Here is a 21,518-nt window from a genome sequence, read left to right as displayed (position 1 = left end):
TAAACTGATCCATGGGGAAGACCTCCGTTGATTATGTTTGGCGATTTAATCATACGGGGAAGGTCTTCCCTTTTCAATTACTATTTACACAAGATATTGTACACTCCCTAAACATCTGTTGTTCGCGGCGATGGCCATTCTACTACGGCGCAAAACGCCTAGTTGAAACATGGCTCTAGCTCACTTAAAAATGTTTGTTTCTCAGCAAAAACCGCTGATAAACATCTGTTGTTCGCGGCGATGGCCATTCTACTACGGCGCAAAACGCCGAGTTGAAACATGGCTCTAGCTCACTTAAACGGTATGGCCTGGGTCAGCCCCGGTACAATATATTGAGTGCAAAACCAGCCCACACTGCCCACACAGCTGACTAAAAGCAAGGTCGTTGATAACCTGATCACCGGCCTTAAACAATAGCCTAAAATAACGGTGATCAGGCCCAACAATCCAGCCAGCGCGACCACATTGGCCCCAGTGAGTTGCGTCAGCGTCAATGAATAGATCAGCAGTAAACTAACCGTCAAGTGCAGCGGATAGGCAACTGGCAGTAAATGACTATCCTGATTTAAGCCAAGTAAAAGCAACCCACTACTGCTTAGCATGAATAAAGCCCAACTTGAATAGTCAAACGTAACTGACCAAGTAGCCACTAACGCTGTACTCATACTCATCATGATCAAGGGATCCACAAAATAGCTGAATAAGCGGTGTGCCTTTTCCTGCCGGTAACTACTGATAACGCTGATAAAGGCCGTGATTCCGATCAGCATCATAGCTGGTCGTGAAATAAGTAGCGCTAAGCCATTGGCCAATAAATCGCCGAGAACAAGTGCTAATAACGTCAGCCCCCATTTGGCTAAACTGGCAAAGGGCGCTCTAAAATACACACGTTTTAAATTATTTTTCTGTATACGCTGCCTAACATTGATCCGGCCCACCTCCCACAACTCGAACCTTGATATGACTTAAGAACAAGGCCTAGCATAGTCAATTAACTGACAGTCCAAAAGGTAACTTCGCTAAGGCGCCACTGAGATTCTTTCAGAAAATAAACGTAGCGCGTAAAAGTCCCATGAGCGGCCACTTTAAAATGAGAATCTTTCAGAAAAAGAATTTCAAAATAAAAAAACTTTCTCGCAAATGACGAGAAAGTTGATTTGATTTAGACCGCTATTTTAAAATTCTAACTTAAAAATAGTTCCCTGCGGCTGATTATCCGCCACAGTCAAAGTAGCTTGATTTAATTCGGCCAGCTGCCAAGCAATCGCCAACCCTAAGCCCGTTCCTTGGGTCGATCCCCGCACATCACTGGCTCGGTAGAAGCGTTCAAAAATATGGGGCTTGTCAGCAGCACTGATGCCCCGCCCTTGATCCGCAATATAAACGCTGACCTGGTGCTTTTCTTGCTGCAGGCTAACTGTGATTTCGCTGGTAGCCGGTGAATATTTGCTAGCATTGTTGATCAAATTAGTTAAAATCTGTTCAATGCTGGCCTGATGCGCCGTCACTTTGATTTGAGTCGGAACGGTCACCTTTATTTTTTGCGGTATGACCGGCGTCATTTTACTGATCAGAGTTTGCAGCGACTGACTGAGATCATAGGGTTGAAAATCTAATTGCGTGCGATCGGCCCGCGACAAAGTCAGTAACTCTTCGATCAAGGTCGCCATTTGGTGCGATTCATCGTTTATATAGTCGATCGAACGCGCGATGATCTCTGGATGGGCTTTGCCCCGGCGCTGAATCAATTGGGCGTGACTTTGGATCGTTGCGATCGGCGTCCGCAATTCATGCGCCGCGTTAGCCACAAATAGCTTTTCCTTTTCGGTTTGCTGAAACAGCCGATTCAATAGCCGATTGAAACTATTGGCTAGATTAGCGACCTCCGTTGGACTAGTTGGTACCGGTAACGGATCGGCGGCTTGATTACGGGTTGAGATCTGTTCCGCCGACGTAGTCAATTGCTTAAGGGCTCCAGTTAACCGCACGGCGATCAGCCGAATATAGAGCGGACTGATCAGCAACGTTAAAATAAGAATGATGACCACCACTAATAAAACGCGCTCTAAAACTGCAAATTGTGCATTTAATTTTGTCCAGAGTTGATAATCGATCCCTTTGGCGTGCCCCGTATTAAATAATAAAAAGCCAGTATGCGGCCGGTAATACAAATTTTTAACCAGCGGAATCTTTGTGAATTTAACGCGTAATAAGTTCTGGGTGCCCGGTGAATAATAATTGGTTTCCGCCGCGTCTTGGCGCATATTGTGCACATGAACATAGCTAGTACTGGTATTCAAAGTGCTATTGAACCGCCAAGCCTTCCAGTCATGGTCGCCGTCGATCACCGTGGTTTTTAAGTTCTTAATAATATTATCGGAATTGCTTTGGCTCGTTTCCAATAACTGGTGGCCCACTGCCAAGATCATGGTTGCGCTGAAAACCATCATCACAACGGTTATCATAAACAAAAAGCTGCGCAACATAATGGCGGCACTATCTTGCGAGCGCGAAAAAAATTTTTTCACGATACCACGCTCCTCTTTTCTGATCAATTGCGGCCCAATGACTTAAAAATCGGCGGATAACGTGTAGCCGACACCACGCACCGTTTGGATCAATTTCTTATGGTGCGGAAATTTATCAATTTTGTTGCGGAGATAACGAATATAAACGTCCACAATATTCGGATCCCCTTCAAAATCGGTGCCCCAAACTGCATTCAATAATTCATCGCGGGTAAAGACCTTATCCACCGCCTTAAATAGTTCCAATAATAATTTATATTCCCGTTGGGTTAGTTGAATACTGTTCTCGCCACGGGTGACCCGGCGTTTTTTCGTATCAAAAACTAGGTCGTCTAATTGATAAGTCGGCTCACTTTGATCAGCCGCAAAATGCCGGGGCCGCCGCAAAACAACTTCCATGCGGGCCAATAATTCTTCGGTGTCAAACGGCTTAGTCACATAATCATCGGCACCACCTAACAAGCCAGCCACTTTGTCCCCGGTATAATCGCGGGCGGTCAACATAATGATCGGCACATCGCTTGTTCGCCGAATCCGGCGCAAAACCCCTAGACCATCCAATTTCGGTAACATCCAATCCAAAATGATCAAATCAATTTTAGCGGCCTGAGCCGTAAACGTTTCAAGCGCCGCCACACCATCCGTGGCCGTCAACACGGTGTATTGTTCAAATTGAAATTCCATTTTTAATGAATCAACTAAACCTTGCTCATCCTCGACTAAAAGCACTGTCTTACCCATCAAACTGCCTCCGTTACGCTTTAATAGATTTCCTGCTAACCTCTAGTTTACAGCAAATTGGGCGCAAAAATAACACTAAACTTTGCGGTCACCGAATACTGGTAGCCGGTAGCGGTTATTTGATCAGCCAATTATTGCTAAACGCGGGAATGATAGTATTGTGTAACAGCGGCACCATTTCAAAATAAATTAGCCCGGCACCATAAAGGCCAAAGCCGCCACAGTAGAGCCAATGCAAATAATTTTCCTGTGGTAACGCCTCTAAAGTCACCAAATAAGTGATCACCATAAAGGGCACCACATCCCGTAAAGCCCGCGCAAAAGAGAATTCATAAGTATACAGCGGCATGGTCAACACACCGACCACTGCAAAAGTGAACGCGATCCAGATCACCTGCCGTTGTTTGGCCGTCAATAGGCGCCGTTCAGTTAAATACTGATAACTAAAATAAGTTAGGCTCAAATCAAATAGGCTGAACAACCAAAACGGTAAGTACCCTAACCGCACTTTTTGAACGAAGTACAGGGACACATGGCCCATTGGCAGTTGATTAAGGATCCGCAATAAAAATTGCGCGCCGGCCGGGAACAATACAATCAGCGCAAGCAAAAAAGTGCCCCCGAGCAAACTGATCTTGCCTAAATGACGCGCATCAAAATAATATAGCGGAACGACTAACAGGTACAAGGCCCCTAATACTTGAAAACTGGCGCCTAGCAAGACAAAAGCGATGAACAAAAGCAAATTACGGGTGCTTTTTCCTAACAAAAAATGGCTGGCATAAACCAACAGCGCCATCATCATAAAGTTACGTAGTTGGATCAGATCTAAGAAAAAGGGATAACAAAAATAAAGCGCCATAAAACCGGCAGTATGCACGGTTAAATAACTGACGCCAACATATAAAATCACCATAAAAATAGCAACTAGGAGCAACCGAAACTGTTCGTAATCAAGCCCACTTATTTGCCCAAAATAGCTTAACAGCCGGTACCCCGGTTCACCATAGGCAATATGCGCGTTATACAACCATTGATAAGTGAAAAAGTCAGCATTTTTATCATTGGCCCCCATTAAAATAATTAAACATAAGCCAAATAACCCTTCATATAGGCGCCTTTTAATTGGGCGTAAACTGGCCCTTAAATTCAGCAAATAAGTCACTATTGTTGCCGCTAATAAATACACGTGATCCCGCCCTTACTTTGATATTCCGTGTCGTTGCCATAGTTCCTGCAGAAAGAGCCACAAGAAGCCTAGCAAGATCCCGGCAAAAATAAATTTCAATATGTTTTCACCTCTTGAAGTCGTTGTGGCCTGCCGCTGCGCGTTAGTCGCTGAACCCAATAAACGGCCTTGCACATGGGCCTGTTGCCGAAATGTGCGTACGGCTAATCGGGCCGCAAGGTTAGTCAGTTTAACGGCGGAATTTGCGGTACGACTGGTGACACTCACCTGAACTAAATTGCCACGCGGGGTCACCGTTATTTTGGTAGCATCCGCGGCTGCATTAGTGGCCAGGCCCGCCTTTTGCACGGTCTGTTGTAGTGCCTGTGTCGTGGTCGGTGTATTAAAATTCCGGCAAAACGGGGCAACCAATGTCGTCCCACTCACGTAATTTAGATATTGACGTGCACCATATTTATCCCGTTGAACCGTCGCCAAACTGATCAAAACTTGACTTTGATAAGCCGGCGTGGTGGGCAGCAGTCCGCTGACCAATAACCCTAATATCCCGCCGATAAAGCCCATAATGATCAGCCCGCGAACTAACCGCAGAAACTGTGATAAAGTCCTACTTGCTTGTCGCAACGCGGTCACCTCAATGTCCTAAATAAACGGTCAGTGCCAACGTTGGCAGCTGCTGGGCTGCTTGTTGCACCTGAAAGGCCGACTTTTTACGGGTCACATCCTGTTGTAGCAATAGCAACCGCACAGCGGCTAAATGTAAAGCTAATTGCGCATTATCGGTTAGTTGAGCCCCGGTTGTTGTCAGAATGATCCGGTCAAAATCCGTTTTTAAATGCTGTAAACTAGCCGTCAGTTCCGGTAAGGTCAATAATACCGGCGCGGTGGTAGCAGGTTGGGGAAAGCGCCGGATCATTGTGCCTTGGTAGTCAATTTGGGTAGTGGTCGTTGCTAATTGCTGTAGCCAAAAAGCATCTGCGTTAAGCTCCACCAACAAAACCCGCTCGCCGCTGGTGGCGTATTGTGTGGCCAAGGCGGTTACCATCGCCTGTAATTCTGAACTCCCAGTCGGTAATTGTGCCACGATCGTCGGTGCTTGCGGTAATGCGATATCAATCGCATTACGCACGGCGGCGATCTGCGTGAGCGTCGGCAACGGATCCAAAATAATCGGTGCCGTCTCTAAAGTTGACCGAACAAAGTAGTGACTGCGGATACGTTGATCCAATAACTCAGCCAAAAGCGCAGCTAACAATGCCGCCACGATTGCTGCCGCAAACAATCCCACTATTTTGGATAAGGAGTAGGTTGGTTTAGCTTGGCGCGCCACCACTTGGGGCGCCGCAACAACTTGCCCACGCCCTAAACCCATGATCCGCTTAACTTGTTGACTGGCAACTTGCGCGTCAAGCTGCATAATTTGCTTAGCCTGCGCCGGATCATTCGTCGGCAGCGTAAGTGTCACCAACGAATTAGTCATGTTGGTTTGAACATTGATCCGCTTTTCTAAATAACTTAGCGAGCGGTTGATCCCTTGGCTGGCTAATTTTGCTTGAACTGGCTTGGCGACAAGATCACTGGACAACGCCGCCGCAAAACTAGCAACATATTGGGGATTAACGACCTGCGCCAAAACAACTTGCTGTTTAGCTGCCGGCAAGGTCAATAAGATCTGGCTGCTGACCGTGTACTTAGGTGGGGCCGTTGCGGCAGTATTTTTAATCTGAAAGCTGAAAAGACCGCCACCTAAAACAACGACCAACACGATCAATTCGATCCCCAGACGGCGTTTAAAGCAATCAACTAGCTCCAGCCAACTTATTTTCTTATTTTCAATCAATTTTCACCCTTCTTACCCATGGTCACTTAATTAATCTGGCTTAAAAATCATTTTGTCTAACCCTGGCGACCACGGCATTAAAAAGCACGTGCTCAAGGCCGGCTTTGCGATTTTGCTCACTGAAGCCGTAGCTTAATGCTGCCCTAGTGGTAAGCGGCAACTCCCCATATCCAGCCCACTTTGGCGCAAAATTTGCTGCTTAAGAAACGGCAACGGGCTGCCTTGAAATAAAAGGCGGGTGTAGATTGCGATTTGTTTTTGTTCCGTTGCGGTGACTTGCTTGGTTACTAGATCATTAAACCAGTGTTGGCAAGCCTGCGGGTGTAAGTTGCCTGCGATCGAGAATAGATGATCGTAATCAAGGGCGGTGTTCAGCGCAAGTTCCCCTGCGGCGTACAGTGCCAGGGAGCGGCCGAATTGTTTTTGTAGCGGTTGAATGAGCGGTGCGGTGCCAGTGGTTTTTAAACCACAGATCTGCGGTAAATTTTTAATGAGCAGCGTTAGATGGGCTAAATCTAAAGCAAAACCCGTTCGTTGGGGATCGTTATCAATAATGATCGGTTTCGTGGTCAACCCACATAGCTGCACGATATAATGTGCCGCTTCCGCTTGGGTAGGTAAAATATAAGGGGGAAACCCGAGCAATATTCCTTTAACCACGTGGCTTTCGTTGACCTGATGCATTAAAGTAACGGCCGCTTTTTGCCGAATACTGGCAACGCCGAAAAATAATTCAAAGGTCGGTGCGGCCCTTAATTCTTGGTCGTGGTCAAGGGCCTGCAACAAGGCCAATTTTTCGGCCAAGGTTAAACTATGTTGCTCACCGGTGGCGCCGCAAACCAAAACCGAATTGATCCCTAAATGTTGTAACCGGTGAATGTGGTCTAAGGTGACCGCAGCATTAAGCGTTTCATCTGGATAAAATGCTGTCGGTACCGCCACGTGAAAATTTGTCTTTAATGTCATGATTAATTACTCCTAGTGATAAACTTAACTGCCGGCTTGAAATAATTATGCTGTCAATCGCTGCCCTTTAAGTTTGTTTGATGTAATAACGTAAATAGGTATTTTGGGAACCGGCAATATGATACCGGGCGATCGGGTAACTCGACTGCGCATCGCCGTACCCCACCGCCTGTTCACTAATATTTTGAATGCTCAATTCCAGGGTACCCGGTTCCTGCGTTGGATAATGTATTTTACTTAGCAACTTTGCATCCCCCGTTATATTGCTTAAAACGTGCGCTTCGTTTTTAAGAATAATGTGTACCCGACCGCCTAGTTGACCAGATGGTTGTAGCACCAACACTGAATTGGCAGTGGCCGTCAAGATCTTGGTTTGTAACTGCCCGTGCGGCGGGATCACCTGCTGCAAATTGTCAAAGTATTTGCCGTTACCTTGTTCACTGACCAATTGCACCTTGGTTTTAGTGCGTAAAACTTGATCGGCTAACCCTAAGGCCAACAAACTAGCACTGATGACGATCAGTGAACGTAAACTAAAGGAACGCGCTATTTTTTGGCCCAGCGGCGCGGTCTGCGTTTGCCCGACCGTGGCCCATAATAAAAATATCGGCAGCAAAGGCAAGGCATAGCGCGTTTCGACTTCCCAAAAAACAATATGAAAGCAAGCCAGTCCGAGCATAAATAAAAGCAAAAAGGGGTTAGCGGCCAGGCGTTTTTTCCGAATAAATAACCGCGCGCAGCTCAATAAAGCCGTGCCATACATGGTTTGTGTCCACAGTGTCAGTGCTAACTTAATTTTGGCTTGATGTTGAAAATACCATTGCGGTTCCCTTTGCCATTGACTAGTCAAATGAAAGCTGCCAAACGTGCCGTCCGTCAAAAAGATCATGGCTTTGGCCCCTAAATGTTGGGTTAAGCCTTTAAAGCCCATACGCCGCAAGCGCTTTTGAATCAATTTACTTTCCGAAACCACCTTTTGTCTTTTGATCGGCAGCTGCATTTGCCGGTGGGCGTCACGGTAGTTATATTCCCCGTTGGTTTTCTGATTTAGACCCATGGCGATCCAGCTTGTAAAAGGTAACGCCTGATCAGGTTCACTTTTATACCCACTTAAACGGGCCGCCGTTGTCATCAAACTTAGCGCCACGCCTAAGGTAAGCAGTAGCCCGCAAACCCAGGCTAGTAGCGTCCGCTTGGTTAGTCGCCGCTGCATGGCCGCGCCAAGCAGCAGCAGTAAAAAGGCAATGACCGCAACGATCATATTGGGTTTGATCAAAACCCCAAAAACTAAACTGCTCACTAACAAGGCCGCAGGGATGATGCGCACCTGACTGCGTTGCCACCACAGCCACAAGGCAACGATCAGTAGCGGTAAAGGTAAAACCAGCGAATTTGAATAAATGTAAACCCCGTAAGCATATAACGGCACCGCAAATAACCAAAGTAACGCAAAGGGAATTTTTAACTGCGGCAACCGCCAAAAACTAAGAATTTTCAGCCCGGCAAATAAGGCAACGTCGATCCACAAAAATTGCAAAAGATTGATCAGGATCCACGGGTCGGTAAAATGCAGCCAATGAGCTAACTCAACCAAGCGGCTTTCAAATAACGCTAAATTAACATTGTTACTGTACACATAAAAATAATGCGCCCAAGTCGTCCCGTGAGCGGCTAAACTCACGGCTTGATTGCGAACAAAGAAAGAATCGGCCCGGCCATAATCAACAAAATTAGTCGCCACTAAAACCTGGATTAAGCCGATGAGGACCAAAAGATCCGCTAATAGATAGCGTTGAACAATGGCACGACAGGTCAGCAACCAATTGAGTCCTAATTTTAAAAGCAAAAACAATAATACGGCACCGACCAACGTCAGGCCGGCCGTTAATTGTGTGACCTTAGCCGTAACCCCAAGGGCAAAAAGTGTGCTGATCAGCGCCAAACCGCTGAAGCCGAACACGGCCGCCCCGCGTAGTAACTTTGTTATCTGCATTTGAACCCACCTAGAATATCTCCGGAAACAAGCCGTTTCCAGTCGCTTAAAAATAACTTGCGTTACGCTAACGTCGTACCGGCCAACCAGCCATTATCCAATAATTGGTTGCGGTAGCGCCCGATCGGCACCCATAAAGCGGCCTGTAAAATACGCTGCACGGCCGCCCAAAACAAAGGATCATGCCGCTCATTAAGCGATAAATTTAGTTTGACCAATTGCCCACATTCCGTTTTGGCAATCACAAAGGGATAGAACACCTTAACGATCTGTGCGGCAATAATATTTTTAAAATACTGCGTTTGGTCTAAGAGCATTACGCCCACTTCCTTATCAAATTTTGCTTGTTTTTGTTACCATGATCAGTGTGCCTTGGCCGACCTGGTTAATTGTGCGTAAGCCCCCCTGAACTAGCCGGCTTTCAGCTCAAGTGCCTTCAGTGTACTGGGTTTGCCCAACGTCAAAAAGGACAATTTGCGAAGATAATTCTGAAAAAATCTCATAATTACCCATCGCTTAGTTAGTAAAACGATGACGCTAAGGCCCAAACTGAGAAATTCTCAGTTTTAAATTTTTGCTTAAGCTGATCAGCTGGGGATGACATTTAGCACGTGGTCTAACAATAAATACTGGCTAGCAAAAAGGGCCACCTAACTTCTCCATGACAGTTAGGTCGCCCTTTAATTTTAAGTTGCGCGACCGGCATCTTGCCGCCGATTTTACTGGTAATTTGCAGTGCCTGTGTTGGCTAGTGTCTGGGCTGGCCGGGCCTGAATTGACAATTGTAAAGCTGTAAAAATATTCAAGAAAATCAACCAACCGCAAACGTTTATAGTTGCAGTTGATTGATTCTGATCTAGCTATCAATTAAATGTTGTGGCCATATCACCAAATTAAACAAGCCTACATAACCTGCCGCGTCGGCCGAATAATGATTTCGTTAACGGCCGTATCCGCTGGTTCAGCAATTGCAAACGCAACGGCCTTGGCCACCCGCTCTGGTTGAATAGCGAACTGATCATAAAATTGCTCAGTGCCTTTTTTAGTTGCTGCATCGGTAATTGAGTTAGTCAGTTCCGTTGCGATGGCGCCTGGTGAAAGCACGGTCACCCGAATACTACTACCAGCAGCGGCCTCTTCTTGCCGCAGCGATTCACTGATGGCCAAAACCGCGTGCTTAGTGCCACTATAAACGGCACTTCCTGGTCCGGCAATGTGGCCCGCAATTGACGAGGTATTAATATACTGACCGGATTTCTGCTTCCGCATAATCGCTAGCGAAGCGTTGATACCGTACAAAACACCTTTGATATTCACGTCGATCATGCGGTTCCAATCGGCAACTTTGCCTTTGATCAGCTCTGATTGGGGCATCAGGCCGGCATTGTTCATCCAAACATCAATGCGGCCATACGTCGCCAGCGCTTGTTGCGCCAAGCGGTTGACGGCTGCGGGATCGGTCACATCGGTCACCGCATAAGTGGCCTCACCACCAGCAGCTTGGATCGCCTGGCTGATGGCTTGTAGCCGTTCCGCGCGCCGGGCGCCTAAAACCAATTGATTGCCTTGTGCGGCTAATAATTTTGCGGTTGCTTCACCAATCCCACTGGAAGCACCAGTGATCACGATAACTTTCTTAGTCATAAAATAAACACTCCTTATTTGAATAATTTTACAGCGGCGCCCAACGATTGTTGCGGCGGTGACTTTAAAATGACGCCACACTTGGCCTATAACTTTTGCGCAAAAAACGAAATTAATTTAGTTGCTTCTTGGGTGACGTAAGGTTCTTTCCAATAAGTTTCAATGTGAGAGGCGCCTTCGATCAAGAACAGTTCTTTATCGTTAGTTCCCGTTACCTTTTGATAAACGGCATCGGTCATGTAGCGGGTATCTGCGGCTGTGCCGGCCATCATCAGTAAAGGTTGATCAATTAACGCAACACGGTCTTCGGCGTCAAAGGCCATTAAGTTGATCAAGCTGCTTTCAGTGTAGCGGCCAGTAGCATTCGGGTGAAAATGCGTGCTGCCATAATAAACCATGCCATCACGATAAAGTCCGGCCGGGATCTTGGCCAATTGGGCAGCCGTGAAAGTTACGGGTTTGGTGTATAACTCGCCAATATAGGCCACTTCATCGCCCATTTGCTCCTTAGTTCGGGCCTGCGCCGCACTGTGCAGACGCGCTTGAACCGAATCAAGTTGGGTATCTTGAAAGCCATTACGGCGCACACGGCCGCTGTTAAACATACTGATCGTTGCGATCGCCTTTAACCGCTTATCGGTTTTAGCGGCCGCAATGGTGTAGCCCCCGCCACCACAAATACCTAACGCGCCGATTCTTGTTCCAGCAACACCAGGAAAACTCTCTAAAAAATCGGCCATCGCCCGAATATCTTCGGTACGATAAGCCGGATTATCAGTGTTGCGCGGCAGACCATCACTGGCACCTTGATAAGCCGCGTCGGCCGCGATAGCAATATAGCCATTTTCGGCCAACTTTTGGGCAAATAATCCGGCCACTTGTTCCTTTACGCCCCCATTGGGATGGGCCACCGTAACGGCTGAATATAACTGCTCACTATTAGCGTCATAGTTAGCCGGTGTATACACATTAGCGGCGACTTTGACCCCATTTGCCTCATATTCCACGGTGCGCAAATTAACTTGCCCAACCAGGTTCTCAGTTAACGCGCCATTATAAACTAAACCAAATTGATTTTTCATTGCTAATACCTCATTTCAATGTACGTCATTCCTGCTACACTAGCGAATCTTTGAATCATCCTATTGGTTGGCCCGATCGTATCGCTTGGATCGGCGCCCTGAACAAAGACGCCAATTTCTTTACCGCCCAGGCTATCTGGAGCTGCCGCTTGGGATAATCTTTCTAACAATGTCTTCAAATAACCACTCAGCATGTGCCAATAAACTGGTGTGCCTAAAATAATGGTTGTAGCCTGTTCGATCTGCGCAAGCACAGTAGCAAATTGATCATCTTCAAATTTTTGGCCTAATTGATAAAGCTTATAGTTCACTAGATCAAGCTGCGAAAAAGCTTGCCCGGCAAGCAACTTATGCCCTAACTGGCTGGTGTTACCGTCCGCATGCTCACTGGCGTTGATAAACAAGATTTGACCATTGAAATTTTGCTTTACTTCTGTTTTAACAAGTTTCAAGCCGATTCCCCCTTTGAACAAATACTAGTCTATCCGCTAGAGCATACTCCAGCGCAAGTCCTTTTTGCTATTTTTTTGAACATTGCCTTGTTGCGCGCTAAAAATGTTGCTAACTGGCGTTTTAGCCGCTAAAAAAACAGCGGACATTTGATCATGTCCGCTGCCGTTCAAATCAATTATTCGCTGCCCCATTTAAAATTTTCTGCATAAAAGCTTCTCGTTCATCATGACAAACGGCCAATGATCCTTGCTTGTCGGCCTCTTCATAATAATGTAGTTTACCATCAATGGTTTGTAACGCGTTTTGTAAGGCGGCAATCTTGTGTTGAACCTTGTCTTTTTGTGCTTGAAACATTGCCTTTCTTTCAGGAACCGATGCCATTCCCGCAGCCACTAATTCAAGATAATGCTTGATATCTTTTAAGGACATATCGGTTTGCTTTAGCCGATAAACGGTGTTCAACGTCACAATATCCGCCTTGCTGAACTCACGAATGCCGTTTTCATTCCGCTGCACAAAGGACAACAACCCAATTTTTTCATAATACCGTAGCGTGTAAATACTAATGTCCATAATCTGGCTGACATCACGAATACTATACATAATAACGCACCTCGCTTTTTTAACCCGGCTGTAACTGCTACCTTAGCTTATACCGACCCCGCGCCAAAAGCTACCACTGATGGCCAATTCGTGATCTTAATTTGCCAATGCAAGCTATAACAGTAGGTGCTAAACTAACCGCTGGCACCTTCACGCCGATTATAACCTAAAACCGCCATTAACCCACGCCCATTTGGCTAAACTACGACTTCACCTGCTTTTTTCTTGATCATTAACAATATTATTTTACCAGCGTTAAAACCGTACTGGCACCAGAAAAATCGTAAACTGGTGGGCTCAACACAACCTAGTGTCCCAGCTCACGGCCGATCGCCTCCACTTCGGCACGGGTCACCGCCACCTTTTCGTCAGCCGCCCGCCACAAAATCGTTTCGATATCCCCGCAACTCATTTCAAACAGATCCCGCAAATACTGGTGCCGCGTCGGTCCCGCCGCCGGCCGCGCAGTTGGTTCCGGTGGCGCCTCCAACAAATACTGCGTAAACTTCGGCCCGAACAACGTCTGCGGCCGCACAAACTTCCAAAAATCACCGCCATACCAATCCTTACACTTCCAATCGATCACCCGCTTGATCTGTTTGACGGTCACCTTTTGGGCAAATAAATTCGCCAGTAACTGTTGCGTTGGCGGCTCATTGCTAAATTGCTTACCCGACTGCTGCTGCAGATAAGCCAAAATTTCGTCCGTAACCGCTACTAATTGAGTGCGCTGTTCCGGTGTGTATTGTTGTAACGTTGCAGGCGCCGTGGGCACGGTTGGTCCGGCCGGCTGCTGTGACGTTACCGGGCTGCTGGCACCATTAGTCACAGTCGGTGTCACCACGTAACGCTCCCAGTGGCTGATCTGATAGCGTCCATCGCGATGACACCGCAACAGATCAGCTTGGACCAACAAAGTCAACAATTGCCGCGCATAATCGCTGCGTGACACCTTGGCCAAACGTGCGTAATCAATATCAGTCAGTGCTTTGCCATCACTGGCCGTGACGTCGCCTGCGGCCTGAGCTTGCCCCGCAACACAGACTAAATTTAACCACAGAAGCTGTGCCGTACGCGCCTGCCGATTACTACTAGCCAATTGTTCAAGTTGGTAAAATTCAGGTAAAGTAAATAATTTCGTTGGGATTTTAATCATGGTTTCCAAAACAATCACCTCTAATTTATGTCTTCACTTATATATACGTTTGAGCAACCGTTTTTGTCCCGCTTTTTTTGCAAAAAAAATAAAGTTAAAGCCTAAATACCGATTTGGCGGCGTTAGTTTAACTTATTTTTTTCGTCTTTAGCCGCTGAAACTTTGTGATCAGATCACAGGTAATGACGTTAGATCACGTTGACCTGTGGTTAGATCAATTTAGCCTGATGTTAAATCAAGTGTGTCTGCTATTAAATCGGCTAGACCTGATATTAGATCACGTTGATATGCAGTTAGATCAATTTGGCCTGATGTTAAATCAGATCTGCTTGCTATTAAATCGGCTAGACCTGATATTAGCTCAAGTTGACCTGCGGTTAGATCAGTTTAGCCTGATGTTAATTCAAGTCGACTTTGATATTAGCTCAAGTTGAAGTGTGATTAGGTCACCAGTGCCTAAAGTTAGCTCACTGGAAAGCGTTGTAATAATATTTTTATTGCGCACATTGCGCGTAATCAATTGGATCTAAAAACAATAATAAAAAAACAGCATTAGAAGTTGTGAAACTTCTAATGCTGTAAAATTAACGATTCAGCAGAATTTAATAACGCGCCGGTTTAATCTCCCGCTCAAACCAATTACACTTTCAATACGACGGTTAAAGTTGTAGAAAAATTACCGCCTGATTCATTGCCAATTCGTTTAAATAACGCGGGATAAGCAAGGCCTTTTGACCGCAAATAATAGCCGTGACGCAATGGTTAAGGGTTTCAGTCCCATCTTTTTGCTGCCCCGGTGAGCTTAACCACAAAGCTGCCGCCACTTCCATCGTCAGCAGCGGTCGTCATCCAAGCCCGATAATCGTTGGGGCCAACGCGCCAAACGTGCTCGATCGTGGTGCCCGTCACGTGATCGGTTGACCCCAGCGCCAAGCTGCCTTTGTGTAGGCTATATTTACCGTGGTCGTCATCATAATAGGTCACCCACTGACCAGGAAAAAAGTTGAGTACGCTGACTTCGCCAGGTACTGGACCGTACCCACCGCCGGAAGTCGCGCGTAAGGTGGTCATGTAAACCGTCTTTTTCGCGATCAACTGATTTAAGTATTTGCGACTGCTGCGGGAAGTCACTCGGTCACCAGCAAGTTGTTTAAAATCGCCGTTTTGATAAACGTAAGTATAGGCCACGTCATCAGTGGTCCAAACGTTAAACTTCGTCCCGGCGGTTAAATGCTTGACCTGTAATTCGCTGGCTAAATTATCGCGGATCAGCTGATCGGTTTCGTCAGCGCGATAACCATACGCCAGCCAGCGCGGGGCGCTAAAGAAAAGATCGAATTCATGGCCAACCAATCCTAGATCAACGGCTTGTTGCAATGCTGCCGGTTCTGACCTTGCGTCAGGCGCCTGGAGTTGCGCATAATGCTGAATGAACGTCTGGCTTTGCGTGGCTGTTGGTGTGAAGGCAATATTGGTGACCTGAAAAGGACCTTTACCGTCAGTTTGCCGCAAATAGTAGCCAGTTGTCGCATCAGCATAACTGATCACATCGGCAAACGCCCTGTTGACCCAATTAGCCAACGCCTGCCGGGTCGAATTGACCCACGGTTTCTGTTTAGCTTCTGCAGCCGGATAAAAAGTTAACTGCACCACCGCTTTAGGCGCATAGTCGTGCAAAAAAGGATTATACGCCACCGCTGCCGGCGCAAACTTAACCATTGCTTGACCGGTGGCACCAAGTGGTAACTGCTGATAATCGTAAGTGATCGCCTGCGGTGCCAGCTGAAAATTAGTTTGACAATAGTCAGTGATCAACGCCGTGCGCACCTTTTCCGCCGCGGCGTGTTCGCTTTGCCCGTGCACCGTTACCGCCCCGAAAAGCCCCACCAATAAGAAACTGACCAATAAAAAAAGTCGGCGTAATTTAATCATCCCAATCCTCCTAAAACGCGATCGGTGCGCCGTATTTAAGCGGCTGCTTATTGTTATCAAATTCAACGGTGACCGAATGATCGGCTAATTTTTCCGTTTCTTCATCGCCCACTGCCGCCTGGAACGAATAGCGGAAATACGTCACCTGCTGCACATCATCTAAACTTTGTTTGAAGCAAAAATAAACGTATTGACTACGATTTTTATGTCGCGGCATACCGCCATCCATAATAAAACTGGCCACTGGCTCATAACTAGTTCCTAAATTAGTCACCAGCCGCCCCTGACTAGGATAATAAAAGTTGTCGTACTTGCCGGTTTTGATCGTAATTTTAAAAATAACCGCCCCGTCGACTTTCACCTGCTCATTACCCATATCGATTTGCGTCGGTTGAAATTTAGCCACCCAGGCCTGATCCAACGAAAGCTGGGAATCCATCCATTTAGAGCTCTCCCGACTGAGCACCAGCGGTCGCACGGCAAGCAGTCGGCCTTTCGTTGAATCGGTCAACGGGATCTGACCAGAAGTCGGCACAAAGCGGTTGCTGACCACCGAACTTTGCCGCGTTGTTTTCATAGCGTCACTAAAACTGCTATAAGGCGTGATCTGACCGGTAGCCGTTTTATGGCTTGCAGTGGCAGAGCCACGCTGCTTGGTTGCTGCTGAATGACTAGACTTAGCCGGTGCCGCCGTTTGTGCCTGTTCTAAAGCTAACCCGCCGGCCCATAATAGACCTACTAGCACTAGTCCTAGCCCTAACCAACGCCACCGCGGTCGCTTAGTGGCTTTAACCACCACGCCGTTACGCCATCTGAAAAGTGCAAAGCTTAACCCGCTAAGCACTAGGATGATGACCACGCGCAGGCCTTGACTCACGCTGGTTTGCACGAGCAACGAAATACTCCAGTTTAGAACCAGCGCATCAAACAGCCACTCATCGACCTTAGTCAATAACACATAAAATCCGCTAGCCAAGCCAGCAAATAGCAGGACGCTCCGCCCGATTTTCCCCTGAAAGACCACTAACGCGAGTACCAGCAAAAAATAAGCGATGACAAACGCGGTCACTCCGCCGAATAATAGCCCGAGCCACGTGGTCATGTAGCCACCAAAGCTGCCTGTAACATTGGCCAGCACCACCGCGCTTAGTGGTAGCACGATCAGCAGTAAGGCCACTAACAGGCTGGTACACAAGGTCGCCGCCACCGGCACCCAAAACAAACGCCGATACTGGGCCACGCCCCGCGCAGTCAGCCACGGTGGTGCTACCTTGGTCAACCAATATAGCGGTAAAAGCACGCCAACGTACAACAGTTGCACACTATCAAGTGCGCTGTAACTGGCGGTCAGCGGCGTGACGGTGGTGCCGAAGCTGAGCAGTAAAATCGTCAGCACCAGATCAAGTCCGAAAAAAATACCGGTCACACGGCGTTGCCATTTGGCGAACAACAGCTGCTTGAACACGGTTTTAAAATTAAAGTCAGTTTTCATGCCCATTGTTCCTTTACATTTGATTATCTGATTATAATATAAGCTGCAGTAAAAAGAAACAACCGGCATTAGTGGGTAGCAAAAAGGCCGCCTGGAAATTAATATGATTGACTTGGCCGCGATCATTGTTGGGTAAATTCGGCCACTTGTTGCCGCGCGTGCAATAACTTGACGTAGCCTTCAAGGGCGAAAACATGAGCAAAATCGCCATGCAAATCAGCGCTGCTTTGCAGCAGTTCGAGTTGGCAGCGGTCGATTCGTACGTAACACCGATCAAAGTACAGTAAATTGGGCGAACAGTGCCATCAATTTTGGGCAGCGAAGTTGAAGCCGCGAAGCCAGTTACCGAATAGTTGCTAAACGCCAAGCAGCCACACCGCTATCTGCGTGTGGTGACTTGGCGTTAATTGTTAGGTCTTGTTTATAATTTTGATTGCGAAGTGCTTGGCTCGTGCAGTGTTATCAGCTTAAGGGAATAGCTTTTTTACTGCTGTAAAAAGGCCTAGCTGTTAAGTTAAGTCTTGCGTGAGATGCTGCTCAAAGCGGCCATAAATTTCCGCATAATTTAGTTGTGGATCGTCAGTTTTGGCCACAAACAGCGCTAGATCAAACATTTCTTGTTCACTAAAAGTTAATTGATGCCGATTGAGCTTGGCAATCACCGTCGCCGCAATAACAGCAGTGCGCTTATTGCCATCTTGAAAAGGATGTAAATTGATGATTTTGATGAATACAATGCCAATCTTTTGGGCCAAGCCTCTGTAATTTTCTTGATCAAAAAATGCTTGTTGCGGTAGTCGAATCAAAGATTGCAAACCAGCCGGATTACGAACGAGTGGTTGCTGATCATGTTTGACCAAAATACTCGTGTTAATGGCGATCAGTTCCGTTTCGGTCAAATATCTCATTTTTGATCCGCAAGCCGCAATTTTTCTAAGGTGTTAGCATATTGTGTTGTTGCCTGTATTAAAGCAGCTTGAAAGTCATCATCTAAAGGAGCATCAGCCTGTTTTGTGACGGTGATCTGGACTCGATCGCCCTTTTTTAGTTTTAACTTCTTGATATCAGCAGCGGGAATTGTGACCGCTAATGAATTACCAGCGCGGACAACTTTGCGAATTGTGGTAATTTCGTCCATGTCGCTCATCCTTTCAGGTGTTTTCATTATTCGTTATAACGTAAGTACAGTATAACATCATACTGGTTAAACGCAACGTTCGTGCTGCATGAACTTATGCGTCAGTTGGCATAAGCATCAATATAGTCCATAAAAATAACCCACCCTATTTATTTTCAAGATAAGACCTCTAACTCATCTGGAAAATAATATTACCAGAATGGGATGGATAAAAAAACGATTTATTTACGGATTATGACGATAAGGTTTGATACTACCTGTACCTCCCAATATTACTCCCGGTATACATGCACATCTAAGATCGAATATTCCAAAACAAAGTCGTCTGTCAACTATCTGATTAGTCTACATATCTTCAAAGATTGCTGAATCTACTTTAGGATGATCAAAAAGGAAATAATTGTTGACTTGAAATAGAATATCTAACGTTTCTTTATGAATACCTGCCTTAATAAATTCACGATATATTATTGAATGTTCACGACCATGTAATAATAGCCCAAGATGATTATAGAATCCCCACAATGACACATGTGAATATTCGTATGAGCTTTCATCAAAAGCGATATAGGGAAATTGTTTGGGTATAAATAATCCCGTCATATCACAAAAATTATATGAACGAGTTGATCTTGTTAAACGTGGATATTGCATATAATTATTGTGTATCCCAAAAATTTTTGCATAAACTACTAGTAGTTTTCGTAATTCTGAGCATGTTAGCCCAAATATCTTTCTAGTTAGTTCCTTATCCTCAGTAAAATCACCAACATGGGCAACCCCATAATCAGTTTCTGCACTGACAGGAAAACGCACTATTGCGTCATTGATATGCTTATATTTGTGCTCCCCAAATTGTTTGTCGATATAATCATCAATCACAATACAGCCATTAATAATTCGATAGAATCCTTTAATGCTGTTTACAATAGTTTTATCTGTAGAGTGTTTTCCTTGCACTCTAAATGAACTATTTCGTATATTTGGTTCGCGTTGTTCATTCTTAAATAATATCCCAGTATAACAAAATACCTCATCGTTATCAGATATATATATTGCCGGAAAACGATCTGCAATAGTAACTTCCTGTTTTGAATAACTTAACACATCATATTGATTGAATAAACTCCCCATTTTACCAACCGCCTTCAACATTTTCTTGCTAATTAATTTTCCAAAATACTTTTAACATCATCCAAATAACTATTCGTTACTTCTGGTAAAAGATATTGCCCATCAATCGCATTTAACATCACCGCTTCTTTCTCCTTTAAACGGTCATAAACCTGACGATCTATAAACCCTTTATGGGCAGCGTCACCCTCAGTCATTAGATAATAATATCGTGTATATTGATTTGGTTCTAACCCTAATCGGTGAATGCGATCTCTTGACTGAAGCATGAACGTTAAATTGAAATTATATTCAAAATATATAGCATCATGCACAGTTTGATGTAATGAAATTGATTCTCCTAAAGTTGCTGGATTAGACACTAAAACTTGTGCGTGACCATCCCTAAAGTTATTAATCAAATCAACACGCTGATCTTTTGGTGTGCCACCGTATATCAAGCAAACATCAATACCTTTAGAACTTAAAACCCGACATATCTTCTGCATCGTGCCGACAAACATACCCCAAACAAGCACTTTTTTCCTTCAGAAACCAATTTCTCAATTAATTTAATGCCGCTAATAAATTTCGGTGTGCTACCATCGGCTACATTTAAATCTAAATAGATTTGTCACTTCCAATTTGTTTAATGAGCTTTCACAATAATTTCACTCCCAATTTTACCATGACAACAGTCCAATAATGTACTTTCAATTAAAAAAATAAATACTTGATAGCGATTCCTAAATAAACTCCGGTAAACTTAGCGTAACTTGTAGTGTCAAATTTCAAATTGAAATCGAGGTCCCCGCATGACTAACTTTACCGTCAACCTAAAACCAGGCAACACCTACACCAACAAAGAACTCACCGCCGCCTTCAACGTCAGTAACATGGGTGGCATGCGTTACTCGCGCAAAAATAACGCGCTGGGCCTAATCTCCGACCACACCAAAGGCTACGACGATCACCGTGAACACGATATTCTCTACTACACTGGCATGGGTAAATATGGCGATCAATCACTGGACTTCGGCCAAAACAAGCGCTTGCAAAGCGTTTCAATTGCCACGGCTGCTAATATTTATCTGTTTGAAGTGTTGAAGAAGACCGAATATATTTATCGTGGTCCAGTGACCCTTTGCCAAGAGCCTTTTCAAGAACAACAGCTTGATTTTGACGATAAACCGCGGAAGGTTTGGATTTTTCCGGTAAAAATTAATCAAGCATAAGTATGCAAAAACGGCGCACAGAAATTGAATTCTGCGCGCTGTTTCGTTGCTCATCACAAAAATTTAGTTTTATGTCACACTGTGGCACAATACCGCCACATTTCACGCTTGCCGCCTGATTACCCGCAACCGCATCAATACTGCACCCACCATTAAGAAACTCAAAATCACGTTAATAACGTGCAAACCTAGCCAATCGTCTAACCAGAAATCAGCCACTGTCGCCAGCATTATCAGACCAACCAACACATCGATCACGATTAACCAGCGTTGCGCCTGCACTGATTTGTTTTTAACCGAATGCACCGACCATAATATGATCAGTTGAAATAGAATTTCTAAACCATTTGCTAACATCTTGACCTCCATTATTATAAAAACTGATCCGTTGGGCGCTTAAGTGCCACCCTAAC

Annotated in this window: 22 protein-coding genes and 1 pseudogene; 2 read left to right on the top strand and 21 right to left on the bottom strand. The window is 45.6% G+C overall.

Going from position 1 to position 21,518, the window contains the following annotated elements; translation table 11 throughout:
- Positions 1 to 290: 290 nt before the first annotated feature.
- The 14 genes from FFM78_RS01830 to FFM78_RS01765 form a co-directional block, all read right to left on the bottom strand.
- The gene (locus tag FFM78_RS01830; protein ID WP_137636728.1) at positions 291 to 887 is read right to left on the bottom strand and encodes a hypothetical protein; all 597 of its coding nucleotides are present in this window, start codon (positions 885 to 887) and stop codon (positions 291 to 293) included.
- A gap of 288 nt (positions 888 to 1,175) precedes the next feature.
- On the bottom strand, positions 1,176 to 2,528 hold the full coding sequence (locus tag FFM78_RS01825; protein WP_444543080.1) for a HAMP domain-containing sensor histidine kinase: 1,353 nt from the start codon (positions 2,526 to 2,528) through the stop codon (positions 1,176 to 1,178).
- Positions 2,529 to 2,570: 42 nt separating this feature from the next.
- The gene (locus tag FFM78_RS01820) at positions 2,571 to 3,269 is read right to left on the bottom strand and encodes a response regulator transcription factor (RefSeq protein WP_137636727.1); all 699 of its coding nucleotides are present in this window, start codon (positions 3,267 to 3,269) and stop codon (positions 2,571 to 2,573) included.
- Between the two features lie 115 nt (positions 3,270 to 3,384).
- Positions 3,385 to 4,458, bottom strand: a complete 1,074-nt coding sequence (locus tag FFM78_RS01815; RefSeq protein ID WP_137636726.1) for an EpsG family protein — start codon at positions 4,456 to 4,458, stop codon at positions 3,385 to 3,387.
- Positions 4,459 to 4,470: 12 nt separating this feature from the next.
- Positions 4,471 to 5,082: a YveK family protein gene (locus FFM78_RS01810; protein ID WP_137636725.1), complete on the bottom strand. Its 612-nt coding sequence runs from the start codon at positions 5,080 to 5,082 to the stop codon at positions 4,471 to 4,473.
- A gap of 10 nt (positions 5,083 to 5,092) precedes the next feature.
- Entirely contained in the window at positions 5,093 to 6,298 is a 1,206-nt protein-coding gene (locus tag FFM78_RS01805) for a YveK family protein (protein ID WP_137636724.1), read from the bottom strand.
- Between the two features lie 132 nt (positions 6,299 to 6,430).
- A complete protein-coding gene (locus FFM78_RS01800; protein WP_137636723.1) occupies positions 6,431 to 7,264 on the bottom strand; it encodes a dihydrodipicolinate synthase family protein in 834 nt (277 codons plus the stop codon).
- 67 nt (positions 7,265 to 7,331) lie between these two features.
- The gene (locus tag FFM78_RS01795; protein WP_137636722.1) at positions 7,332 to 9,257 is read right to left on the bottom strand and encodes a glycosyltransferase-like membrane protein; all 1,926 of its coding nucleotides are present in this window, start codon (positions 9,255 to 9,257) and stop codon (positions 7,332 to 7,334) included.
- A 62-nt stretch (positions 9,258 to 9,319) separates the two neighbouring features.
- A complete protein-coding gene (locus FFM78_RS01790; RefSeq protein ID WP_137636721.1) occupies positions 9,320 to 9,574 on the bottom strand; it encodes a hypothetical protein in 255 nt (84 codons plus the stop codon).
- 586 nt (positions 9,575 to 10,160) lie between these two features.
- Entirely contained in the window at positions 10,161 to 10,901 is a 741-nt protein-coding gene (locus FFM78_RS01785) for an SDR family oxidoreductase (RefSeq protein ID WP_137636720.1), read from the bottom strand.
- 86 nt (positions 10,902 to 10,987) lie between these two features.
- On the bottom strand, positions 10,988 to 11,983 hold the full coding sequence (locus FFM78_RS01780; RefSeq protein WP_137636719.1) for an alpha/beta hydrolase: 996 nt from the start codon (positions 11,981 to 11,983) through the stop codon (positions 10,988 to 10,990).
- A gap of 2 nt (positions 11,984 to 11,985) precedes the next feature.
- Positions 11,986 to 12,435: an NAD(P)H-dependent oxidoreductase gene (locus FFM78_RS01775; protein WP_171001808.1), complete on the bottom strand. Its 450-nt coding sequence runs from the start codon at positions 12,433 to 12,435 to the stop codon at positions 11,986 to 11,988.
- 172 nt (positions 12,436 to 12,607) lie between these two features.
- Entirely contained in the window at positions 12,608 to 13,039 is a 432-nt protein-coding gene (locus FFM78_RS01770) for a MerR family transcriptional regulator (RefSeq protein ID WP_137636717.1), read from the bottom strand.
- A 307-nt stretch (positions 13,040 to 13,346) separates the two neighbouring features.
- A complete protein-coding gene (locus FFM78_RS01765) occupies positions 13,347 to 14,195 on the bottom strand; it encodes a conserved phage C-terminal domain-containing protein (protein WP_223876979.1) in 849 nt (282 codons plus the stop codon).
- 182 nt (positions 14,196 to 14,377) lie between these two features.
- On the opposite strand from FFM78_RS01765, the gene FFM78_RS01760 reads away from it, so the two are divergent.
- Entirely contained in the window at positions 14,378 to 14,629 is a 252-nt protein-coding gene (locus tag FFM78_RS01760) for a hypothetical protein (RefSeq protein ID WP_137636715.1), read from the top strand.
- A gap of 337 nt (positions 14,630 to 14,966) precedes the next feature.
- On the opposite strand, the gene FFM78_RS01755 is transcribed toward FFM78_RS01760, so the two are convergent.
- From FFM78_RS01755 to FFM78_RS01730, 6 genes and pseudogenes are all read right to left on the bottom strand, one after another.
- Positions 14,967 to 16,127, bottom strand: a complete 1,161-nt coding sequence (locus tag FFM78_RS01755; protein ID WP_137636714.1) for a hypothetical protein — start codon at positions 16,125 to 16,127, stop codon at positions 14,967 to 14,969.
- A gap of 10 nt (positions 16,128 to 16,137) precedes the next feature.
- Positions 16,138 to 17,619 carry a hypothetical protein gene (locus tag FFM78_RS01750; RefSeq protein WP_137636713.1) on the bottom strand — a complete coding sequence of 494 codons (1,482 nt, stop codon included), beginning with the start codon at positions 17,617 to 17,619 and terminating at the stop codon, positions 16,138 to 16,140.
- Positions 17,620 to 18,128: 509 nt separating this feature from the next.
- The gene (locus FFM78_RS01745) at positions 18,129 to 18,527 is read right to left on the bottom strand and encodes a type II toxin-antitoxin system death-on-curing family toxin (protein WP_137636712.1); all 399 of its coding nucleotides are present in this window, start codon (positions 18,525 to 18,527) and stop codon (positions 18,129 to 18,131) included.
- Entirely contained in the window at positions 18,524 to 18,757 is a 234-nt protein-coding gene (locus FFM78_RS01740) for an AbrB/MazE/SpoVT family DNA-binding domain-containing protein (RefSeq protein WP_171001807.1), read from the bottom strand. Before FFM78_RS01740 ends, FFM78_RS01745 begins: the two co-directional genes overlap by 4 nt.
- 345 nt (positions 18,758 to 19,102) lie before the next feature.
- A complete protein-coding gene (locus FFM78_RS01735) occupies positions 19,103 to 19,891 on the bottom strand; it encodes a hypothetical protein (protein WP_137636710.1) in 789 nt (262 codons plus the stop codon).
- Between the two features lie 32 nt (positions 19,892 to 19,923).
- A pseudogene (locus FFM78_RS01730) lies at positions 19,924 to 20,471 on the bottom strand (helicase-related protein); the annotation flags it as partial.
- Positions 20,472 to 20,685: 214 nt separating this feature from the next.
- Between FFM78_RS01730 and FFM78_RS01725 the strand changes: the two are divergent.
- On the top strand, positions 20,686 to 21,105 hold the full coding sequence (locus FFM78_RS01725) for an SRA domain-containing endonuclease (RefSeq protein ID WP_137636709.1): 420 nt from the start codon (positions 20,686 to 20,688) through the stop codon (positions 21,103 to 21,105).
- A 102-nt stretch (positions 21,106 to 21,207) separates the two neighbouring features.
- On the opposite strand, the gene FFM78_RS01720 is transcribed toward FFM78_RS01725, so the two are convergent.
- Positions 21,208 to 21,462 carry a hypothetical protein gene (locus FFM78_RS01720; protein WP_137636708.1) on the bottom strand — a complete coding sequence of 85 codons (255 nt, stop codon included), beginning with the start codon at positions 21,460 to 21,462 and terminating at the stop codon, positions 21,208 to 21,210.
- Between the last annotated feature and the right edge of the window lie 56 nt (positions 21,463 to 21,518).

Origin of the sequence: Loigolactobacillus binensis (assembly GCF_005405165.1) — a bacterium.
GTDB lineage: Bacteria > Bacillota > Bacilli > Lactobacillales > Lactobacillaceae > Loigolactobacillus > Loigolactobacillus binensis.
The sequence above is the reverse complement of the archived record's forward strand: the minus strand, read 5'-3'. Positions and strand labels throughout refer to the sequence as shown.

Bases quoted from the DNA above. Each gene is read 5' to 3' on its own strand.
- FFM78_RS01720 (WP_137636708.1), bottom strand. From the start codon at position 21,462: ATGTTAGCAAATGGTTTAGAAATTCTATTTCAACTGATCATATTATGG.
- FFM78_RS01785 (WP_137636720.1), bottom strand. From the start codon at position 10,901: ATGACTAAGAAAGTTATCGTGATCACTGGTGCTTCCAGTGGGATTGGT.
- FFM78_RS01770 (WP_137636717.1), bottom strand. From the start codon at position 13,039: ATGTATAGTATTCGTGATGTCAGCCAGATTATGGACATTAGTATTTAC.
- FFM78_RS01800 (WP_137636723.1), bottom strand. From the start codon at position 7,264: ATGACATTAAAGACAAATTTTCACGTGGCGGTACCGACAGCATTTTAT.
- FFM78_RS01790 (WP_137636721.1), bottom strand. From the start codon at position 9,574: ATGCTCTTAGACCAAACGCAGTATTTTAAAAATATTATTGCCGCACAG.
- FFM78_RS01820 (WP_137636727.1), bottom strand. From the start codon at position 3,269: ATGGGTAAGACAGTGCTTTTAGTCGAGGATGAGCAAGGTTTAGTTGAT.
- FFM78_RS01745 (WP_137636712.1), bottom strand. From the start codon at position 18,527: ATGAGATATTTGACCGAAACGGAACTGATCGCCATTAACACGAGTATT.
- FFM78_RS01755 (WP_137636714.1), bottom strand. From the start codon at position 16,127: ATGATTAAATTACGCCGACTTTTTTTATTGGTCAGTTTCTTATTGGTG.
- FFM78_RS01780 (WP_137636719.1), bottom strand. From the start codon at position 11,983: ATGAAAAATCAATTTGGTTTAGTTTATAATGGCGCGTTAACTGAGAAC.
- FFM78_RS01735 (WP_137636710.1), bottom strand. From the start codon at position 19,891: ATGGGGAGTTTATTCAATCAATATGATGTGTTAAGTTATTCAAAACAG.
- FFM78_RS01750 (WP_137636713.1), bottom strand. From the start codon at position 17,619: ATGAAAACTGACTTTAATTTTAAAACCGTGTTCAAGCAGCTGTTGTTC.
- FFM78_RS01740 (WP_171001807.1), bottom strand. From the start codon at position 18,757: ATGGACGAAATTACCACAATTCGCAAAGTTGTCCGCGCTGGTAATTCA.
- FFM78_RS01725 (WP_137636709.1), top strand. From the start codon at position 20,686: ATGACTAACTTTACCGTCAACCTAAAACCAGGCAACACCTACACCAAC.
- FFM78_RS01765 (WP_223876979.1), bottom strand. From the start codon at position 14,195: ATGATTAAAATCCCAACGAAATTATTTACTTTACCTGAATTTTACCAA.
- FFM78_RS01760 (WP_137636715.1), top strand. From the start codon at position 14,378: ATGACGTTAGATCACGTTGACCTGTGGTTAGATCAATTTAGCCTGATG.
- FFM78_RS01795 (WP_137636722.1), bottom strand. From the start codon at position 9,257: ATGCAGATAACAAAGTTACTACGCGGGGCGGCCGTGTTCGGCTTCAGC.